We start from the raw sequence: 19,614 nt of genomic DNA on the forward strand, positions 1-19,614 counted from the left end.
GTGAATAGAATAACAATCCGAAACTATAAAGAGGTGGATCTTATGAGCGAGCGTTTAGTCGTTATTGGAAATGGTATGGCTGGAGTAAGAACGGTAGAAGAAATTATTAGCCGTGATCCCGAGCGTTATGAAGTGACCATTATCGGAAAAGAAGAATATCCAAATTACAACAGAATTATGCTATCCAATGTGTTACAAAAGAAAATGACTGTCGATGAAATTATTACAAACCCTTACGATTGGTACGAAGAAAACAATATTGCGCTAATCAATCATGACCCAGCAGTTGGAATTGACCCACAGGGAAAAAGTGTCACGACTGAATCAGGTGTTCGAATCCCCTATGATAAATTAATCATGGCAACGGGTTCTCATCCATTTATTTTGCCAATTCCTGGTGCAGATAAAGAGGGGGTTGTCGCTTTTCGGACGATAGATGATACGGCTGCCATGCTTGAAGCTGCAGCAAAGTATAAGAAGGCAGTGGTTATTGGTGGTGGTTTATTAGGACTAGAAGCCGCCAAAGGATTACAAGAGCAAGGAATGGATGTTACAGTTGTTCACTTGGCAAAATGGTTGATGGAAACTCAATTAGACGAAAAAGCTGGAAAATTACTTCAAATGGAACTAGAGGAGCAGGGCTTGAAATTCTTAATGGAGCATGCGACGCAAGAAATTCTCGGAGAAACGCGTGTTTCAGGATTGAGATTTTCCAATGAAACAGAAATTGAGACGGACTTAGTGGTTATGTCCATCGGAATTCGTCCAGCAGTTGAGCTGGCGCGTGAAATTGGATTAACTGTGAATCGAGGAATTGTTGTCAGTGACTTTATGGAGACGAGTGAACCAGATATTTACTCTGTTGGGGAATGTGCAGAGCATCAAGGCGTTTGCTATGGCTTGGTGGCACCCTTATTTGAACAAGGAAAAGTATTGGCTGACTTGTTGACAGGAAAGGAAGCAAAACCTTATCAAGGCTCCACAACCTTCACATCTTTAAAAGTTTCAGGAGCAGATTTATATTCAGCAGGAAATATCTTAAACACAGAAGATATGGATAGCATTGAAGCCTATGATAGCAGTACAAAAAAATACAAAAAAATCTTTTTAAAAGATGGAAAAATTCAAGGAATTGTTTTGTATGGTGACACAGATGATGGTAGTCGCTACTACAACATGATGAAAAAAGGTCAGCCTGTTGAAGATTTACAGTCCATTGCCGTTTTACAAGCAATCGGCGAAGGTGCTGGTCTGGGGGATGATGTTTTATCATGGGAAGATGATGAAACAGTCTGTGGTTGTAATGGGGTTGCTAAAGGAGACATTCTGCGTGCGATTCGTGAAAAAGGCTTAACAAGTGTAGCAGAAGTTGGAAAAGTCACAAAAGCCGGAACCTCTTGTGGGAAATGTAAACCACAGGTGCAAACACTATTGGAAAGTGAACTGGGCGATGCTGTAACGACTGCTTCAGGGATTTGTCCATGTACAGATTTAAATAGAGACCAAGTCGTGACACAGATTTATGCAAAACACTTAACCAGTACAAAAGAAGTCTTTGAAGCATTAGATTGGAGAAATGAGGAAGGCTGCTCGAAATGTCGTCCAGCGGTTAACTTTTATTTAAATGTTGCTTGGCCATTAGAGCATGAAGATGAGCGTGAATCACGTGTTGTGAATGAACGGATGCATGCAAATATTCAAAAAGATGGCACTTTCTCAGTGATTCCAAGAATGCGAGGCGGACAAACCACGCCACAACAGTTAATCAAGCTTGCACAGGTGGCAGAAAAATATCATGTGCCGTTAGTGAAAGTAACAGGATCACAGCGTATTGGATTATATGGTGTGAAAAAAGCGGACCTGCCAAAAATGTGGGAAGAGCTGGACATGGTTTCTGCACAAGCCTATGGAAAAGTATTCCGTTCAGTAAAAACTTGTGTAGGAAAAAGCTTCTGTCGTTTTGGAACACAAGATACGATGGGACTTGGTGTCAAGCTAGAGGAACGTTTTGAATATATTGACACTCCACACAAATTTAAAGTGGGTGTGTCTGGTTGTCCGAGGAGTTGTGTAGAGTCAGCAGTGAAGGACTTTGGAATTATTGGCGTAGAAAATGGATTTCAAATTATGATTGGTGGTAACGGTGGAACGGACTTAGTTGAAGCACAATTATTAACCACTGCTGAAACAGAAGAAGAAGTGATTGATATCTGTGGTGCAATGCTTCAATACTATCGTGAAACGGGTGTCTACGGAGAACGAACAGCTCCTTGGATAGAACGCATGGGCTTTGAAAATGTGAAAACCGTCTTGCTAGATGCTGAAAAACGAAAAGATCTATGGGAAGGATTAAATAAAGCAACAGAGGCGAAAGGTCGTAAGGATCCATGGGGGCCAATTACAAAAGATGTTGATTTGCGAGAAAAAATGTATACGATTGAAAATCCTGAACTAGTAGGAGGAAGATAAGATGACAAAAATATTTGCAACGAAAAAATCAAAACTAATTCCTCGTGTGGGCCGTTTAATTACTGTTGATGGAAAAAATATTGCCATTTTTCAAACGACATCAGGAAGCATTCATGCATTGGCTGATTATTGTCCGTTAACTGAGGCACCGATTCTGGAAGGAATTGTTTCAGGCGACTTTCTTTATGAACCCATGAGGGAATATAAAATTTCATTAGTTACTGGAGAAATTCAAGAACCAGATGAAGGACAAGTCACTGTCTATCCTGTTGAGCTTTCAGGAGAGGACATTTATCTGGAGGTATAGAAATGATTTCATTTGTTGGTGCAGGACCTGGCGATATTGAATTAGTAACGGTAAAAGGGCAACGATTGTTGGAAAATGCAGATGCAGTTATCTACGACCGATTAGCAAATCCGCTCTTGTTACATTATTGTAAAAAGACATGTGACTTCTTTTATGTGGGGAAAACGCCCTATCAACCATCAATGAAACAGGCAGAGATTAATCAGTTGCTTGTAGAAATACCAAAAAAATATCAGCGGGTTGTTCGTCTTAAAGGCGGCGACCCTGAGATTTTTGGTCGTTTGACCGAAGAGCTTGAGGTTGTTAGAAATGAAGGTTATCTGTTTGAGATTGTCCCAGGAATCACAGCAGCAAGCGGAAGTGCAGCTTATAGTGGGTTTTCTCTAACCAAGCGTGGAATTGCTCGAGGGGTCACCTTTCTCACGGGCTATGTAAAAGAAAATCACATCAATCAAACAATCACGTTACCTAAAGAGCAGACGCTTTGTTTATATATGGGGATTGAAGCATTAAAAAATTTACTGCCAAAATTAAAAAACATAAAGACAGAAGAAATAAGCATAGCAGTCATTGAATGGGGAACTTTAGGTCGGCAAAGAAGTGTGTTTGGCACAACAAAGACAATAGAAAAACAGCTGCAGGACCAAAATATTCAGAATCCAGCGATGATTCTGATTGGAGAAGCAGTGAATGAGAAAGACGCGTTTCCCTGGTTTGAGAACTTGGAAAAAGCAAACGAGCGAATCTTGATTGTTTCCACAGAGTCTCCAACAATGGAAGAGCTCGTTAATTATACTAGTAAGGGTGCAGACATCTGGTGGCATCAAGTGGGCGATACACGAGATGTACGATTTGATGAGATAAGTCAACGAATCAGAAAAGAAGTTGTTTTTTCGGCTATATTGTTCAAAAGTGAACAAGCAGAAAATGACTACAAACATATAAACGAATCGGTTCAATGACAAGAATCAGCTGTAAAGAACAGACTTGTTTCAAAATGAATCTAATAAAAAAGAAACTAAGGGAGAGAATCTATGTCTTTAACACCAAAGGAATTAGTAGATGATGCAATTAAACGAGGTAAAGTAAAAGCAAATTACAGTATATTAACAACCGCAATTTTAGCAATTATGGCAGGGATATTTATAGGGCTTGCAGGAGTAGCAATGATTCGTACAATGGGTTCTATGCCAAAAGAATGGGGCACATTTGTTAATTTGATGGGTGCGTTAATCTTCCCATTTGGACTAATCTGTCTACTATTAGTTGGTGGAGAGCTAGTTACAGGGAATATGATGGCTGTTTCCATGGCACTTTATGCAAAAGAAATTACGTTGAAGCAATGGGCTCGCAATATGTTTTTAGTAACCGTATTTAATTTAGTAGGTGCGGTGGGAGTAGCTATCTTTTTTGGCTATTTTTCTAATACCTTGCAAGGAGGATTTGTTGAACGAACAATTGCCGTTGCACAAGGTAGAATAGCGGATGCACCAATGGCAACATTTCTATCTGCGGTTGCCTGTAATATTTTAGTTTGTACAGGTGTCTATATGAGTTTTGCGGCAAAAGATTTCATTGGAAAGATTGTAGGAATTTTGCTACCGATTACAGGCTTTGTGATTGCAGGTTATCAGCACGTGGTTGCCAATATGTTTTTGCTAGCTGCGGGTTATTTAGTAGGCGGCGTTACGCTAAGTGAATTCTCACTAAATATGTTTGTCGTTTGGTTAGGAAACTTGGTAGGTGGCGGCGGATTACTTGCTGGTATGTATTTCTTAGCTTTCAAGGTTGGAATGAAAGAAGAAAACAAAAAATAGTTCGTCTGTTGAAAAAAAGGGTGATTCTTTTATAATGGAAAGAAGTAACAGAAATATGTTGGTAGAAAGAGGATCATATGAGAACGCTGAGAGTAGGAAGTCGAAAGAGTGCACTAGCCATGAAGCAGACGCAACTTGTGGTAGAAGCAATCAAAAAAAAGCATCCAGAATGGTCATTTGAAATTATTGGCTTTTCAACCAAAGGGGATCGAATGCAGCAGACACCTTTATCGAGGATTGGCGGATCAGGTGTGTTTGTTAAAGAAGTGGAACGTCAACTACAAACAAAGGTCATTGATTTTGCGGTTCATAGCTTAAAGGATATGCCAGCAAGCTTGCCTGATGATTTGGTTTTAGCAGCCGCACCAAAGCGAGCGACTCCATTTGATTGTTTAATAGTAAAAGATGAGCAAGAGTTAACGAGTGGACGCCCTCTATTGATTGGTACTAGCAGTGTGAGACGGGCAAAGCAGTTAGAAGAAGCCTATCCTCAAATGACCTTTACTCCTATTCGCGGGAAAATTGAAACCCGTTTACAAAAATTACAAACTGAACATTTGGATGGAACAGTTCTTGCTTGTGCCGGGCTTGAACGTTTGGGTTACTATGAGAAGCTTTCCGCTTATAAAATCTTGACGCCAGAAGTATGTGTACCTGCTGTAGGTCAGGGAATATTAGGGGTGGAATGTCGTAAGGAGGATAAAGAGCTGATTCAGCTCTTGGCAGAAATTACAGATGAAGATACACAAAAAGCAGCTGAGGCAGAACGTCAATTTCTACGTAGAATGGACGGTAATTGTGATATTCCTCTTGGAGGATATGCAGAAAAGACGGAGAATGAATGGCTATTTCACGCTTTTTTGGCAAAAAATAAAATGGAGAAAGGACGCTATCTTCGAATAACAGGAGAGTCACCATTTGAATTAGCCAATCAAGCAGCGAATCAGCTTTTATGAAACCCACAATTTTGTTAACCAGAGGTGTATCCTTGAATGAAGCAGATAAGCAGTTTTTTGAACAATTGGGCTATCAAACCATAATTGTTCCTTTATCTGAAATTCAACCATTACCATTGAACACAGCTATCCTAGAGCAGCTGTCCCAATCTGAGTGGCTCTTTTTTACGAGTCAGTCCCCCATTCTTTCTCTTTTGAAACATGCAAGAAAAGAGATAAAGATTGCAGTGATTGGACAAAAAACCGCAGCAATTGTTAGGAAAGCAGGATTTTCAGTCACTTTTATCAGTCCAATTGAAACAAAGGAAGCAATGATCACATTTTGGAGAAAACAGTATCCACGGCCGACAACTATTTTTTATCCGAAAAGTCAGCTGGCGGATTCCTATATAGAAGAGAGCCTCAGCCATTTATATCGCATCTATGCTCATGTTACATATGAGAATAGGCTACCTAAAGAAACGGTTTCTAAGCTAAGCCATTTGTCAGAACAAGCCAAAATACAAGCAGTCTATCTTACAAGTCCTTCCTCATGGCACCGATTTTACCAAATTTATAAAAATATAACTCCCTCACTTACGCTTATTGCAATAGGGCCGACGACTAAAAAAGCTATTGAAACAGATGGCTTTCAGGCAATCGTGAAAAGTGACTGGATAGAAAAATGATCACCGATTCATTATCATAGGTGATCATTTTTTTTATTCCTCTTCATGCTCTTCAACCGTTTTTTTGTAGTTTCTTTTTAATGAAAGAATCCCAAACGTCAGTAGTAGAGCACCATAGACGAGACTCACGGGTATAGAATAGACACCAAAAATGATAACCACCCAACTGATGACTATGAGATTTCCTGACTGAATGAACAATTGTATTAAGAACGGGACAACTATTGCAAGAATGGGTAGTAGTGCGAGTATTCCATCAAAGATAAGGACAGGTTTTAGTTTTTTTCTATAGAGGACTGATAGGTTTATCAATACCTTTACTACAAATGCACAGATAAAGAATAAAAAAGCTTTAAATAGAAAGGCTAAAAGTAGAAACAAGAACACATCCAGAAGAATCAAGAGAATGGTTATCTTTTTATAATTTCCGTTCAAAGTAAGTTCCTCCAAGCATAGTTAGTTATTTTTTTGCGGAAGTGAAACATAGAAAGTTATCTTTTAGTTTACCGAATATTCGTTATGAAAGCTATATGTTTTCTTTTTTTGTCTAAATTCAGCAAACAGATTATCTGTTACTCTTTCTAGTAGAAATTTGAAGCATGAGAATAATCTTGTTCCTTACCTATGGAAATGGTTAACTTGTGGTTCTTTTTTTGGTCTCTTTTTGATTTGTTTGAGATTATTTACAAAAAAACGGTTGACTAAATGGATAACTTTTTGTAATATTATGTAAAAGATATCCAAAATAACCAAGAGTTAACAATCTTGAGTGAGTATATGACTAGGGAGGAAGATTATGGGAAATTTACGCAAACTGAAGAATTATATCAATGGAGAGTGGGTAGAAAGTCAAGCGACTGAATATGAAACAGTTGTTAATCCAGCAACAAAAGAAGAAATCAGCCAAGTACCATTGTCAACTTTTGATGATGTTGAGAAAGCAGTCAGCGTTGCTGAAAAAACATTTTTGGAATGGAAAGAGGTGGCACCCCCTCGTCGTGCGCGTATTCTATATAAGTTCCATCAGTTATTAATGGACAATAAGGATGAGCTGGCACGTTTAATTACTATTGAAAATGGAAAGGCTTTATCTGAATCCTACGGTGAAGTACAAAGAGGAATTGAAAATGTTGAGTTTGCTGCAGGGGCGCCGACATTGATGATGGGTGATAGTGCGTCGTCAATTGCAACAGATGTTGAAGCGACGGTTTATAAATATCCGATTGGGGTTATTGGAGGAATTACCCCATTTAACTTCCCTATGATGGTTCCATTTTGGATGTTCCCAATGGCGATTGCTACTGGAAATACGGTTGTGCTGAAACCTTCTGAGAAAACACCTATGTTAATGGAAAAAGTGATAGAGTTATTTACAGAAGCAGGCTTACCTAATGGTGTATTAAATATTGTTTATGGGGCACACGATGTGGTAAATGGTTTATTACAGCACCCAGGAATTAAAGGAATTTCATTTGTCGGCTCAAAACCTGTAGGACAATATATTTACACCGAAGGATCAAAGAATCTAAAACGTGTTCAAGCTTTAACTGGTGCCAAAAATCATACCATCGTCTTGAAAGATGCAAACTTAAAGGATAGTATTCCAGCAATTATTGGAGCAGCTTTTGGTTCTGCAGGGGAACGATGTATGGCTGCTGCGGTGGTAACCGTTGAAGAGGCCATTTATGATGAATTTATGACACAGCTGGTTGAAGCGACAAAGGATATAAAAATGGGAAATGGGCTAGAAGATGGTGTTTTTTTAGGACCCGTTATTCGTGAAGAAAATTTAAAACGTACTTTAGGTTACATTGAAAAAGGGATTGAAGAAGGTGCGAAGCTTATCTATGATGGCCGAAATCAAAAAGACGAGTCAGGCTATTTTGTTGGACCCACTATTTTTGAAGATGTAACGACAGAAATGTCTATCTGGAAAGATGAAATCTTTGCCCCAGTATTATCAATTATCCGTGTGAAAGATTTACACGAAGGAATTGCGATTGCGAATCAATCAGAATTTGCTAATGGCGCTTGTCTATTTACAAACAATGCATCAGCAATCCGCTATTTCAGAGAAAACATTGACGCAGGCATGCTAGGAATTAATTTAGGCGTACCCGCACCAATGGCGATGTTCCCATTCTCAGGATGGAAATCATCATTTTACGGCACACTACCTGCAAACGGAAAAGCTGGCGTAGACTTCTACACAAGAAATAAAGTAGTAACAGCACGTTATTCAAGAAAAGATATTTAAAAAAGAGGAATGATGAACGGTGAAATTGAACAGAAAACCAAATGAAAAACAAGTAGCAAATCATGTAACACAGCGCCATCATGTGACAAGAGAAAATGCTTCTCTTGAATATATTGAATTACGCGTTTTAGAATTTGGTCCATCCGCAGTATACGAAGAAACACTAACCGATTTGGAAGTTTGTGCAGTGGTCTTATCTGGGCAAGTAACGATTACAGATCAAACAGAAGCATTTAAAAATATCGGAACTAGAAAGACTGTTTTTGAAAAGATTCCAACAGATAGTGTCTATGTTTCTAGTGGGAAAACAATCACTATTTCAACAGATGAAACACAAACAGCAAGTATTATTTTATGTTATTCCCCAACAGATAAACAATTACCTACACAATTAATCAAAGCATCAAGTAACACCGTTGAACATCGGGGATTATATAGTAATAAGCGCATGGTTCACAATATTTTAGATGATCAAAGTCCTGTATCTGATAAGTTAATCGTAGTAGAAGTATACACAGACGGTGGAAACTGGTCAAGTTATCCCCCACATAAGCATGACCAAAATAATTTACCGAAAGAGTCATTCCTTGAAGAAACGTATTATCATGAAATGAATCCAAGGCAAGGATTTGTTTTCCAACGTGTATACACTGACGATCGAACATTAGATGAAACAATGGCGGTGGAAAATGGAGATGTGGTAATTGTTCCTAAAGGATATCATCCGGTTGCTGTTCCAGACGGCTATGATTCTTATTATCTAAATATTATGGCAGGTCCGATTAAAAAATGGCAATTTCATAATGAAGCCGCACATCAATGGATTTTAGAACGAAAATAAGGGAAGCAGGAGAAAATAAATGGTTGAAAAAAAATATGATTTAATCGCTATTGGTCGTGCTTGTATTGACTTAAATGCGGTCGAGTATAATCGTCCAATGGAAGAAACCTTGTCATTTAGCAAATATGTTGGTGGCTCACCAGCAAATATTGCGATTGGTGCATCAAAATTAGGGTTGAATTGTGGGTTTATCGGGAAAGTTCCAGATGATCAACATGGCCGTTTCATTACAAACTACATGAAAGAAGCAGGCATTGATACCTCAAATTTTATTGTCGACCATGAGGGACATAAGGCAGGATTGGCGTTTACTGAAATTTTAAGCCCAGAAGAATGTAGTATTTTAATGTATCGTGATGATGTAGCAGACTTATTCTTGACTACTTCAGAAATTAGCGAAGACTATATCAAACAAAGTAAGATGCTTGTGGTTTCTGGTACAGGGCTGGCACAAAGTCCATCTCGTGAGGCGGTCTTAAAGGCAGTATCCATTGCACGGGAAAATAAGGTGAAAATTGTTTTTGAGCTGGATTATAGACCGTATACATGGGTAAATAAAGAAGAAACTGCGGTGTATTATTCAATTGTAGCTGAACAATCCGATGTGGTGATTGGTACAAGAGATGAATTTGATATGTTGGAGAATATTGAAGGTGGCTCCAATGACGTAACCGTTGATTATTTATTCTCTTACCGGCCAGAACTTATCGTGATTAAACATGGTGTAAAAGGGTCATATGCGTATACAAAAGATGGAAAAACTTATGAAACAAAGGCATACAAGTCCAATGTTCTAAAAACTTTTGGTGCAGGTGATTCGTATGCGGCAGCCTTCCTCTATGCCTTAAGTGAAGGAAAAGAGATAGATACTGCGTTACAATATGGTAGTGCTTCTGCAGCGATTGTAGTCAGCAAACACAGCTCATCAGAAGCAATGCCAACAGTTGCAGAGATTGAACAGCTGATGAAAGAGCAAGCGTAAAAAATGATAGTTGAAGCCAGGACATAACTCAAAAAGTTCTGCCCTAGCTTCTTTAAATCTTAGGAGCAACTCAGAGAAAAAGTAGAAATTACACAGAAACACTTTTCTTGAAAGAAATAAGGGGGGACAATTTATTTCTCAAAACGGAGCACGTGCATTTCTACATCGTTTTTACCAAAAAAATGTAAGCGTTTGATAAAAAAGAAAGGCAGTGAATGTTTTTGAATAATATAGATAATCAGACAAGTGATATACCTATAGGAATAAGTGATAAAAAAGTAAAGAAAAATATTAAAAAAATAACAATAATTTCAACTTTTGGAGGATTATTGTTTGGGTATGATACAGGGGTAATCAATGGTGCACTGCCGTTTATGGCAACAAAATCACAGTTGGATTTGAGCCCTGCAAAAGAAGGGTTTGTAGCTAGCTCATTAACTTTAGGTGCTGCAGTAGGAGCAATTATAGGTGGACGGCTTTCAGATAAATACGGTCGTCGTAAAGTTATTTTATTTTTAGCACTTCTTTTCTTTATTGCAACTATCGGCTGTGCAACATCACCAAATGCAGATATTCTGATTGTCTTTCGAGTGGTATTGGGATTAGCTGTTGGTGGAGCATCTGTAATTGTCCCCACTTTTTTAGCCGAAGTAGCACCTACGGAGGTCAGGGGTCGGATTGTTACACAAAATGAGTTAATGATTGTAACCGGTCAGTTCTTGGCATTTACCTTTAATGCAGGTCTAGGTACAACGTTAGGTCATGTACCAAGCATTTGGCGTTATATGTTAGTGATTGCTTCACTTCCGGCAGTGGTCTTATGGTTTGGTATGCTGGTTGTGCCAGAATCGCCACGGTGGCTTGCAGCAAATGGAAAGATGAGTAAAGCGCTAGAAGTATTAAAACAAATTCGTACAGAAGCAGTTGCAGAAAGTGAGATGGAGCAAATTCAAATTTCACTTCGTGCTGAAAAAGAAATGGACAAAGCTTCATTTAAAGATTTGAAAACACCATGGGTGAAGAAAGTAGTACTTATTGGGATTGGTATAGCGGTTGCTTCACAATTTGCTGGAATTAATATCATGATGTATTATGGAACGACTATTTTAGAAACGTCTGGTTTTGGTCGAAATGGCGCGTTGATTGCCAATATTGCCAATGGGTTAATCTCTGTGATCTCAACATTGGTGGGTATGAGTATTGTAAACAAAGTCAATCGTCGAAAAATGTTAACGGTTGGATTTATTGGGACAACAGTGACTATGATTTTGATGAGTGTGGTGCCTAAATTATTTGAAGGAACAGCGACACTCCCTTATGTGACTATCCTATTAACAGTGACATTTCTAGCTTTCTATCAAGGGGGTATCGGACCGTTGACTTGGTTGTTGTTAGCAGAAATTTTCCCAGTTCGTTTACGAGGAATCGGTATGGGGATGTCTACTTTCTTTTTATGGATGGCAAACTTTGTAGTAGGCTTTATTTTCCCAATCCTTCTAAGCAAGATTGGTTTGTCAGGAACATTTATTATCTTTGCAATAACGAACGTCTTAGCTCTAATCTTTGTACATAAATTTGCACCTGAAACACGTGGCAAAACGTTAGAAGAAATTGAGTTGGATTTTAAATTTCAGTCAAACTTTGATAAAAAGCTAAATTAATTTTACTGGGTAGTCCAGCGATGAACTAGCTAAAATAAAAGAAATACAGGAGGTAAATAAATATGGACTTACGAATTGGTGTTATTGGAACGGGCGCGATTGGGCGTGATCATATCCAAAGAATTAACGGGATTACCAGTGGTGCGAAAGTATCAGCAATCTCTGATATTAATTCAGAAGCTGGAAAACTGCTCGCTTCTGAAATCGGAGCAACATTTTTTGCCGAGGGAGAGGATTTGATTGCCTCTGATATAGTCGATGCAGTGTTAGTTACTTCGTGGGATCCAACCCATGAAAAATATGTATTAGAAGCAATTAAGCATAATAAATATGTCTTCTGTGAAAAACCACTAGCTGTTGAAATTGATGGCTGTCGTCGGATTGTTGACGCAGAAATCAAAGCGGGTAAAAAGCTTGTTCAAGTAGGGTTTATGCGTCGTTATGACCGTGGATATGAAGAGTTAAAAGCAATGGTGGATAGTAAAGAGTTAGGGGAAGTGTTGATGCTTCATTGTGCACATAGAAATCCTTCTGTTGATGAAAGCTATGATACACCAATGGCTGTTGAAAATACTGCTGTTCATGAAATTGATGTTCTTCGTTGGTTATTACAAGAAGATTATGTGTCAGCAGAAGTCAAATTGCCAAAACAAACAAGCTATACACATGAAAATCTACACGATCCCCAATTTATCATTTTGGAAACAGAGTCAGGGATTCAAATTGATATTGAAGTATTTGTAAATTGTCAATTTGGCTATGATATAAAGTGTGCAGTTGTTTGTGAAAAAGGTGAAGTAGCTTTGTCAGATCCAAGCTATACGACACTAAAAACAAAAGGGAAAGATTCAACGAAAGTTTCGTCGGATTGGAAAGACCGTTTTGTTACAGCCTATGATCGTGAATTTCAATTATGGGTTGACTCTGTTCGGGCAGAAAATATCACAGGTCCATCTGCTTGGGATGGCTATGTAGCAAGTGTTACCACTACTGCTTGCTCTAAAGCTAGAGATACAGGGACGAAAGTAGAAATTACGTTAGAAGCATGCCCGGATTTTTATAAAAAATAAGGGAAATAATCTAAAGCTAAGAGGAGAAGTTCATCATTACATGAATTTCTTCTTTTTTTAAGTTTTTTAAGTGAGTTTTTTCACAAATTTGATTGATTTTTTTGCGTTACTAAAATATAATAATGTTTGTGTAAAAGAATTTTTCTTTATGTACAGAAAGTAAAGCATGTATTGATAATCGAAAAAGATAAATTTTTTAAATTATAAAAAAGCAGGATATATGTGTGTTTTTTGATTTTTTTGCATAAAGAGAACCAATCCTATTAAGTGAAGAAAAGTGCTTTTTGGCTTGTTTGGTAAGTGAGAAACTACATTGAAAAATTAAAGTAGAAAAGATAGTTTGATTGTTCGATATTTCTCAATTTCTTTTTACATAGGTTAAATTACAGGGGGATTAGTTATGAAGAAAAGTAGATTTACGAAAGTTTTTGTTGGGCTAACATTGACACTGCTATTGAGTGCTTGTGGAAATGGAAGTACGACAAAAAGTAGTTCAGAAAAAAGTACAGGCAGCTCTGTTGAAGCGACCTCTGCTGCGTCAGAACAAGAGTATACAGATCCGTCTGAGTTAAAAGATGAGTATGATATTGTGATTGTGGGTGCTGGTGGCGCTGGAATGGCAGCAGCATTATCTGCAAAAGATCAAGGAATGAATCCAGTTATTCTTGAAAAAATGCCGATTGCTGGTGGAAATACATTAAAATCTTCAGGTGGTATGAATGCTTCTGAAACTAAATTCCAAAAAGAGCAAGGAATTGAAGATAGTAATCAACAATTCTTTGACGATACCTTAAAAGGTGGAAAAGGAACAAATGATCAAGAATTATTACATTATCTAGTTGACAACTCTGCTTCAGCTATTGACTGGTTAGATTCAATGGGCATTACACTAGATAATATCAGCTATAGTGGTGGAGCAAGTGTGAAACGAATCCATAGACCACATGATGGTTCTGCTGTTGGAACGTATCTAGTTGACGGATTAATTAGAAATGTTCACGAACAAAAAATTCCAATTTTTGTTAACGCAGATGTGACAAAAATCAATGAAAAAGATGGACAAGTTACTGGTGTTGATGTGAAAATTGATGGAAAAGAAAAAACAATCTCTGGAAAAGCGGTTGTAGTCACTACTGGTGGATTTGGTTCAAACAAAGAGATGATTGAATCTTATCGTCCTGATTTAAAAGGATATGTGAGCACAACTTCAGAAGGTAGTACAGGCGATGGAATTAAGATGATCGAGAAATTAGGTGGAGCAGTTGTAGACATGGATCAAATCCAAGTCCATCCAACTGTTGTACAAGATACAGGTATGCTAATTAGTGAAACGGTTCGTGGAGAAGGAGCAATTCTTGTAAATCAACAAGGAGAACGTTTCTATAATGAACTTGAAACACGTGACAATGTTTCTGCAGCAATTACTGCGTTACCAGAGAAATATGCTTACTTAATTTTTGATGATGCACTAGCAAATCGTGCAAAACAAGTTGATTTTTATAAAGAGCAAGGCGTTGTTGTTGAAGGAAAAACAATCGAAGAGCTTGCTGGAAAAATTGATATGAAGCCAGAAACATTAAAAGCTACATTAGAAAAATGGAACAAAGCGGTGAAGGATCAATCAGATTCTGAGTTTAAACGTGAAACTGCAATGGACTATGACTTAACAGAAGGACCATACTATGCCATTCAAATTGCACCAGGTATTCACCATACAATGGGTGGCGTAAAAATTAATACAGATACACAAGTATTAAAAGAAGATGGCTCAGCAATCAAAGGCTTATATGCTGCTGGAGAAGTAACTGGCGGTATTCATGGTCAAAACCGTATTGGTGGAAATGCAGTAGCAGATATCATGGTATTTGGACGCCAAGCAGGAGCGCAGTCATCAGACTTTGCAAAAGAATCAAAATAACCTCTTTTGTTATAGAAACACAAACTAAGTAGAAAAAATTTGCTTTTATTGGGTAACTATTGATGAAATATGTTGATTTCAGTATTCCCGAAAAAGAGTCAAAAAAAATGGAGTAATTTTGCGAGTAACCGCAAGATTACTCCATTTTTATCTAGTTATTTGAAAGAAGGGTAGTTATTTTTATAATGCTCACAAACATCTGATTATAATTTCAATGCTCGGAATTTTTTTGGTGTAATGCCATCTGTAGATTTTGAAAAAAATTTTATGAAATGAGAGGAGTTATTGAACCCACACTGTTCACTGATTGCTTCAACAGATAAGTTCGTTGAAACAAGAAGATTTTTTGCCTGGATAAGACGATACGTTTGTAAATAATTATAGGGACTTTTTCCAGTGAACTTTTTAAATTGGCGTGAAAAATGATAGGTGCTGAGATTGGCAAGTTTTGCTAAATCATTTACCACGATTGTCTGACTGTAAGAATGATGGATGTACTCAATGGCTTGTTGAATTTCAGTAGGAATTCTAGCTGTAGGAGAATAGCGAAAGCTTTGTTTATCCTTTGCCTGTTCAATCAATTCACCAAATAACCGATGAATTTCCATTGAAATTGAAAAATCCTGATCTTTTTCTTGATATTGAATCAGTGAATAGAGAGTATGCATTATTTTTTCTGCGATGGCACTGGTATGTTTTGGCCCGTGTAGCTTATATAAGGTATCATAATAGCTTTGAATGCTGCTACCAGAGAAATGGATGAACTGAAAGGTAGCTGTGTCTTTTGCGTAGTAATGGTTTTTTTCTTTACAGTCTAAAAAAACGAGCTCCCCTTTTTTTGCTGAAAACTGTTTCCCTAAGTAATCAAAAAATAGCTCTCCTTCCATAATGATGAACGCAATAAATGAATTCATATAATCACGTTTCACACAATAAGGATAGGTAACTGTGTATTGGCCTCCCCAATAAATATAGTTATAGATAGACTTCGCCAGCTCGGAAGATTCATAGAAAAAGAGCCCGCTATTTTTTACAATTCCAGGTTCATTTTTTGGAATATAAGAATTAAACATATAAACACCTCGTTTGAATTGGTTAAGTGTTGATACTTTTTTATATAAGTTTATCAAAATAGCACTAATCTACCATTAAAAAGCAGAATCTGTTGATGAGTTTACTCTTAGTATACGATAAAATGAAAACGAATACAAAAGGAAGGTCGTGGTGTTGATGAATGCAATAACTATTGGTATAGCGCCAATTGGTTGGCGAAATGATGACATACCAGAGATTGGAAAAGAGAATACCTATAAGCAAATTTTAAGTGATGCGGCTTATGCTGGTTATGAAGGAACAGAAATCGGCGGCTGTTATCCAAAAGATGCTACAGAGCTGAATAAAGAACTTGAATTAAGAAATTTATCACTCATTGGGCAATGGTTTAGTGGGTATCTGATTCGGGATGGCTTCGAAGTTGTAGAAAAAGAGTTTCGTGAATATTGTCAATTTCTTCAAGCAGTTCATGCAGATGTGGCGGTTTATTCAGAGCAAACCTATAGTATTCAAGGAACAGAGAAGTGCGTTTATACGGAAAAGCCTGAATTTTCTGATTCAGAGTGGCACCAATTGGCTAGTGGATTAGATAAACTTGGAGAGATTGCTCAATCCTATGGGCTGATATTGGCGTTTCATCATCACATGGGGACGGGCGTTCAAACAAAACAGGAAGTTGATCGTTTAATGGAAATGACTGATCCTGAAAAAGTTGATTTATTGTATGATACAGGTCATATTTTTGTTTCTGACGGGGAGTGTTTGTCGTTGTTACATACCCATATAAAACGTATTCGACATGTTCATTTTAAAGATGTCCGAAGAAAAGAGCTTGAAGAGGCAAAAGAAGCAAATCTTTCATTTTTAGATTCCTTTTTACATGGAGTGTTCACAGTTCCTGGAGATGGCATTATTTCTTATCAGGAAATTTATGATTATTTACTTGCCAATGAATATGAGGGCTGGATTGTTGTTGAAGCAGAGCAAGATCCTAAAAAAGCGAATCCGTTAGAATACGCATTAATGGGAAAACGATACATTGATTCATTAAAAAAATAAAGAAAAGGTGGAATTTATATGACTCTAAATTTTGGTGTTGTTGGAGCTGGAGGTATTGGAAAAACACATATCGAGCGATTAATGCAGCGAGTATCTGGTGCAACCGTTACTGCTGTTGCAGATATTAATGTAGAGGGAACAAAAAGCTATTTACAAGAAAAAAATTGGGCAATCAAAGTTTATGAAACGGATACCGAATTGATTAATGACCCAGAGGTAGATGCGATTGTTGTTTCAAGTTGGGGACCCGCGCATGCAGGCACTATTTTACAGGCAATTGAAGCTGGAAAATATATTTTTTCAGAAAAACCATTAGCAACAACCGCAGAAGATTGTCAAAGAATCGTTGATGCAGAGATGAAACATGGAAAACGGTTAGTTCAGGTTGGTTTCATGCGTCGATTTGATGAAGGATATGTGCAATTAAAAGAAGCGGTTGATTCAGGTTTGATTGGCGAACCATTGCTTGTCAATGCACAACATTTTAACCCGACAGTTCCAGATAGCTATACAACAGATATGGCGATTACTGATACCGTGATTCATGAGATTGATGTTCTTCATTGGTTAGTTAATGACGACTATGAAAGTGTAGAGGTTTCCTTCCCTCGACAAACAAGAAATAAATTTGGTCATCTAGCTGATCCACAAATTGTTCGATTTGAAACGAAAAATAAAATCGCATTAGAAGTACAAGTATTTGTCAATACGCAATATGGCTATGATATTCAATGCCAAGTCGTTGGGGAAAATGGTGTGTTAGATTTACCAGAATTTAGCACGGTACGTTTAAGAAAAGATTTTAAAGTAAGTACAGGAATTTCTGAAGGCTGGAATCGATTTACTCGTGCCTATGACACAGAGTTTCAAGCCTTTGTTGATACGATTCAAGAAAAAGGACAACCTGCATTTCCAAGTGCTTGGGATGGCTATGTGGCTGCAGTTACTGCAGATGCATGTGTCAAAGCACAGACTTCAAAACAAAGAGAATTAATTGTAATGCCTGAAAAACCTGCATTTTATCAAGAATAGAGGGGGAATACAGAATGAAAATTTCATTTAATGAAGGAACAACATTTGAAAGTGCAACACTAGAACAAAATTTGATGTATTGTGAGAAATACGGCTATGATTTCATTGAAATTCGTAGTATTGATCAGTTAAAGGACTATTTAAAGAACCATACGTTGTCAGATTTAAAAGAATACTTTGATACTCATACCATCAAACCACTCTCTTTGAACGCCCTATGCTTCTTTAATAATCGGACACCAGAAGATGAGAAAGCTGTAATTGAAGAGTTCAAGGAATATTTAGAAATATGTAAGGCTATTGATTGTGAGTATATCTGTATTGTTCCGTCAAACTTAGAAAATATTGACTTTAAAAAAGTATTAGTAAAAGATATTCATGAAAGCTGCGTAAAGGTGTTGACTGAGTTATCTGATTTAGCGGCACCTTATGGCGTAAAACTAGCCATTGAATTTATCGGTATTCCAGAGAACACGGTAAATACGTTTGAACAAGCATATGAAATTGTGAAAGATGTGAACCGTGACAATGTAGGTCTCGTTTATGACACCTTTCAATTCACGGGAATGCATTCTAGTCTAGATCATGTGACAGCTGAAACGATGGAAAAGGTCTTTATTTTCCATATTAATGATGTTGATGGGTATCCAGTAGGACAAATGCGTGATACAGATAGAGTTTGGCCAGGACATGGAACGATTGATTTAGAGAGTCACTTGAAAAAATTAAAAGAGTTTGATTATGATTTTGTGGCTTCTGTGGAGCTCTTCCGTCCAGAATATTACCAAATGGACCCAGAAGAAGTAATAAAAAAAGCAAAAGAAACAACAGAAAAAGTATTACAAGATTTCTATTACTAAGAAATTGAGAGGGACGTGAATAAACATCGTATGGCTAAGCTTTCTACTTAGATCATACGATGTTTATTCATGGCGGTGAGAAAAAAATACGAGAGTGAGACATAACTATTTAAGTTATACCTCACCCTCGTAAACTCTTGATAAAGGTTGGGAACATTGACAATTCCTTCTTATTGCTGTAAATCACAGAAGTTTTACTTCTGATGATGCACAGTACCTACTTGGTTCTCGGAGCTAAACACTATTTTTCCGACCTATATACAACGCTAACTTAATTCATTAGTTAAAAACTGAGCACGTCCATAGGCGAAGCTCCAGTCTTCATCATCATTAATGACAAAGTTAATCATTAAATCCTCAGGAATCATGCCAAGCTCTTGTTGAAAGGCTTTTTGCAAGCTAGCATATAATTGAGTTTTTTGTAGAACGGTTCTAGGTCGACTGATGACAGTTAACAAAATAGCATTCGTCGTTCGTTCAAATCCTAAACCCGTATCCTTTAGAATCATTTCATAGGGTTCGTGCTGTGTAACGATTTGGTAGCGGTCACCTTCTGGAATATTTAATGCCTCGACAAATACCTTGTGGGAGACATCGAGTATTTTTGTGATTTCCTCAGGTGTTCTTCCTTTAATCATATCAAATTTAATAAGTGGCACCTTTT

The 19,614-nt window shown here is 37.5% G+C and carries 18 protein-coding genes; 15 read left to right on the forward strand and 3 right to left on the reverse strand.

All coding sequences use genetic code 11. The features are described 5' to 3' along the window. The first annotated feature begins 42 nt into the window (after positions 1-42). From nirB to I589_RS01560, 6 genes are all read left to right on the forward strand, one after another. Positions 43-2,469, forward strand: a complete 2,427-nt coding sequence (gene nirB, locus I589_RS01535) for a nitrite reductase large subunit NirB (protein WP_010769900.1) — start codon at positions 43-45, stop codon at positions 2,467-2,469. Between the two features lies 1 nt (position 2,470). Next, positions 2,471-2,776, forward strand: a complete 306-nt coding sequence (locus tag I589_RS01540) for a nitrite reductase (NAD(P)H) small subunit (protein WP_010769899.1) — start codon at positions 2,471-2,473, stop codon at positions 2,774-2,776. A 2-nt stretch (positions 2,777-2,778) separates the two neighbouring features. Next, positions 2,779-3,738: a uroporphyrinogen-III C-methyltransferase gene (cobA, locus tag I589_RS01545; protein ID WP_010769898.1), complete on the forward strand. Its 960-nt coding sequence runs from the start codon at positions 2,779-2,781 to the stop codon at positions 3,736-3,738. A 72-nt stretch (positions 3,739-3,810) separates the two neighbouring features. Then, entirely contained in the window at positions 3,811-4,593 is a 783-nt protein-coding gene (locus tag I589_RS01550) for a formate/nitrite transporter family protein (protein WP_010769897.1), read from the forward strand. A gap of 77 nt (positions 4,594-4,670) precedes the next feature. Beyond that, complete coding sequence (gene hemC / locus I589_RS01555; RefSeq protein ID WP_010769896.1) at positions 4,671-5,549, forward strand: hydroxymethylbilane synthase; 879 nt, start codon at positions 4,671-4,673, stop codon at positions 5,547-5,549. Between the two features lie 32 nt (positions 5,550-5,581). After that, positions 5,582-6,217: a uroporphyrinogen-III synthase gene (locus I589_RS01560; protein ID WP_034684254.1), complete on the forward strand. Its 636-nt coding sequence runs from the start codon at positions 5,582-5,584 to the stop codon at positions 6,215-6,217. Between the two features lie 33 nt (positions 6,218-6,250). On the opposite strand, the gene I589_RS01565 is transcribed toward I589_RS01560, so the two are convergent. Continuing rightward, positions 6,251-6,652, reverse strand: coding sequence for a hypothetical protein (locus I589_RS01565; RefSeq protein ID WP_010769894.1), 402 nt, complete (start codon positions 6,650-6,652; stop codon positions 6,251-6,253). 361 nt (positions 6,653-7,013) lie between these two features. Here I589_RS01565 and I589_RS01570 point away from each other — a divergent pair, with 361 nt between their 5' ends. The 6 genes from I589_RS01570 (at position 7,014) to I589_RS01595 (ending at position 14,946) form a co-directional block, all read left to right on the forward strand. Beyond that, positions 7,014-8,474: a CoA-acylating methylmalonate-semialdehyde dehydrogenase gene (locus I589_RS01570; RefSeq protein ID WP_010769893.1), complete on the forward strand. Its 1,461-nt coding sequence runs from the start codon at positions 7,014-7,016 to the stop codon at positions 8,472-8,474. Positions 8,475-8,493: 19 nt separating this feature from the next. Then, complete coding sequence (iolB, locus tag I589_RS01575) at positions 8,494-9,315, forward strand: 5-deoxy-glucuronate isomerase (RefSeq protein WP_010769892.1); 822 nt, start codon at positions 8,494-8,496, stop codon at positions 9,313-9,315. Positions 9,316-9,334: 19 nt separating this feature from the next. After that, the gene (gene iolC / locus I589_RS01580) at positions 9,335-10,297 is read left to right on the forward strand and encodes a 5-dehydro-2-deoxygluconokinase (protein ID WP_010769891.1); all 963 of its coding nucleotides are present in this window, start codon (positions 9,335-9,337) and stop codon (positions 10,295-10,297) included. 215 nt (positions 10,298-10,512) lie between these two features. Next, positions 10,513-11,958: a sugar porter family MFS transporter gene (locus I589_RS01585; RefSeq protein ID WP_010769890.1), complete on the forward strand. Its 1,446-nt coding sequence runs from the start codon at positions 10,513-10,515 to the stop codon at positions 11,956-11,958. 62 nt (positions 11,959-12,020) lie between these two features. Next, positions 12,021-13,028 (forward strand): Gfo/Idh/MocA family protein, encoded by a 1,008-nt coding sequence (locus I589_RS01590; protein ID WP_010769889.1) that lies wholly within the window; start codon positions 12,021-12,023, stop codon positions 13,026-13,028. Positions 13,029-13,428: 400 nt separating this feature from the next. Continuing rightward, positions 13,429-14,946 carry a flavocytochrome c gene (locus tag I589_RS01595; protein ID WP_010769888.1) on the forward strand — a complete coding sequence of 506 codons (1,518 nt, stop codon included), beginning with the start codon at positions 13,429-13,431 and terminating at the stop codon, positions 14,944-14,946. Positions 14,947-15,149: 203 nt separating this feature from the next. Here I589_RS01595 and I589_RS01600 read toward each other — a convergent pair whose 3' ends face one another. Next, positions 15,150-16,019, reverse strand: coding sequence for a helix-turn-helix domain-containing protein (locus I589_RS01600; protein ID WP_010769887.1), 870 nt, complete (start codon positions 16,017-16,019; stop codon positions 15,150-15,152). A 157-nt stretch (positions 16,020-16,176) separates the two neighbouring features. On the opposite strand from I589_RS01600, the gene iolE reads away from it, so the two are divergent. Genes iolE through I589_RS01615 form a run of 3 tightly spaced genes read left to right on the forward strand, consistent with a single transcriptional unit; the run spans position 16,177 to position 18,950 of the window. After that, complete coding sequence (gene iolE / locus I589_RS01605; protein WP_034684525.1) at positions 16,177-17,058, forward strand: myo-inosose-2 dehydratase; 882 nt, start codon at positions 16,177-16,179, stop codon at positions 17,056-17,058. Positions 17,059-17,076: 18 nt separating this feature from the next. Further along, positions 17,077-18,090: a Gfo/Idh/MocA family protein gene (locus I589_RS01610; protein ID WP_010769885.1), complete on the forward strand. Its 1,014-nt coding sequence runs from the start codon at positions 17,077-17,079 to the stop codon at positions 18,088-18,090. A 14-nt stretch (positions 18,091-18,104) separates the two neighbouring features. Beyond that, a complete protein-coding gene (locus tag I589_RS01615; protein ID WP_010769884.1) occupies positions 18,105-18,950 on the forward strand; it encodes a sugar phosphate isomerase/epimerase family protein in 846 nt (281 codons plus the stop codon). Between the two features lie 266 nt (positions 18,951-19,216). Here I589_RS01615 and I589_RS01620 read toward each other — a convergent pair whose 3' ends face one another. Then, a complete protein-coding gene (locus tag I589_RS01620; protein WP_010769883.1) occupies positions 19,217-19,609 on the reverse strand; it encodes a tautomerase family protein in 393 nt (130 codons plus the stop codon). Positions 19,610-19,614: the final 5 nt, after the last annotated feature.

Source organism: Enterococcus phoeniculicola ATCC BAA-412 (assembly GCF_000407505.1).
GTDB classification, from domain to species: Bacteria; Bacillota; Bacilli; order Lactobacillales; family Enterococcaceae; genus Enterococcus_K; species Enterococcus_K phoeniculicola.

Excerpts from the sequence above, each read along its gene's own strand:
- nirB (WP_010769900.1), top strand. The coding sequence starts at position 43 with ATGAGCGAGCGTTTAGTCGTTATTGGAAATGGTATGGCTGGAGTAAGA.
- I589_RS01540 (WP_010769899.1), top strand. The coding sequence starts at position 2,471 with ATGACAAAAATATTTGCAACGAAAAAATCAAAACTAATTCCTCGTGTG.
- cobA (WP_010769898.1), top strand. The coding sequence starts at position 2,779 with ATGATTTCATTTGTTGGTGCAGGACCTGGCGATATTGAATTAGTAACG.
- I589_RS01550 (WP_010769897.1), top strand. The coding sequence starts at position 3,811 with ATGTCTTTAACACCAAAGGAATTAGTAGATGATGCAATTAAACGAGGT.
- hemC (WP_010769896.1), top strand. The coding sequence starts at position 4,671 with ATGAGAACGCTGAGAGTAGGAAGTCGAAAGAGTGCACTAGCCATGAAG.
- I589_RS01570 (WP_010769893.1), top strand. The coding sequence starts at position 7,014 with ATGGGAAATTTACGCAAACTGAAGAATTATATCAATGGAGAGTGGGTA.
- iolC (WP_010769891.1), top strand. The coding sequence starts at position 9,335 with ATGGTTGAAAAAAAATATGATTTAATCGCTATTGGTCGTGCTTGTATT.
- I589_RS01585 (WP_010769890.1), top strand. The coding sequence starts at position 10,513 with ATGTTTTTGAATAATATAGATAATCAGACAAGTGATATACCTATAGGA.
- I589_RS01590 (WP_010769889.1), top strand. The coding sequence starts at position 12,021 with ATGGACTTACGAATTGGTGTTATTGGAACGGGCGCGATTGGGCGTGAT.
- I589_RS01595 (WP_010769888.1), top strand. The coding sequence starts at position 13,429 with ATGAAGAAAAGTAGATTTACGAAAGTTTTTGTTGGGCTAACATTGACA.
- I589_RS01600 (WP_010769887.1), bottom strand. The coding sequence starts at position 16,019 with ATGTTTAATTCTTATATTCCAAAAAATGAACCTGGAATTGTAAAAAAT.
- iolE (WP_034684525.1), top strand. The coding sequence starts at position 16,177 with ATGAATGCAATAACTATTGGTATAGCGCCAATTGGTTGGCGAAATGAT.
- I589_RS01610 (WP_010769885.1), top strand. The coding sequence starts at position 17,077 with ATGACTCTAAATTTTGGTGTTGTTGGAGCTGGAGGTATTGGAAAAACA.
- I589_RS01615 (WP_010769884.1), top strand. The coding sequence starts at position 18,105 with ATGAAAATTTCATTTAATGAAGGAACAACATTTGAAAGTGCAACACTA.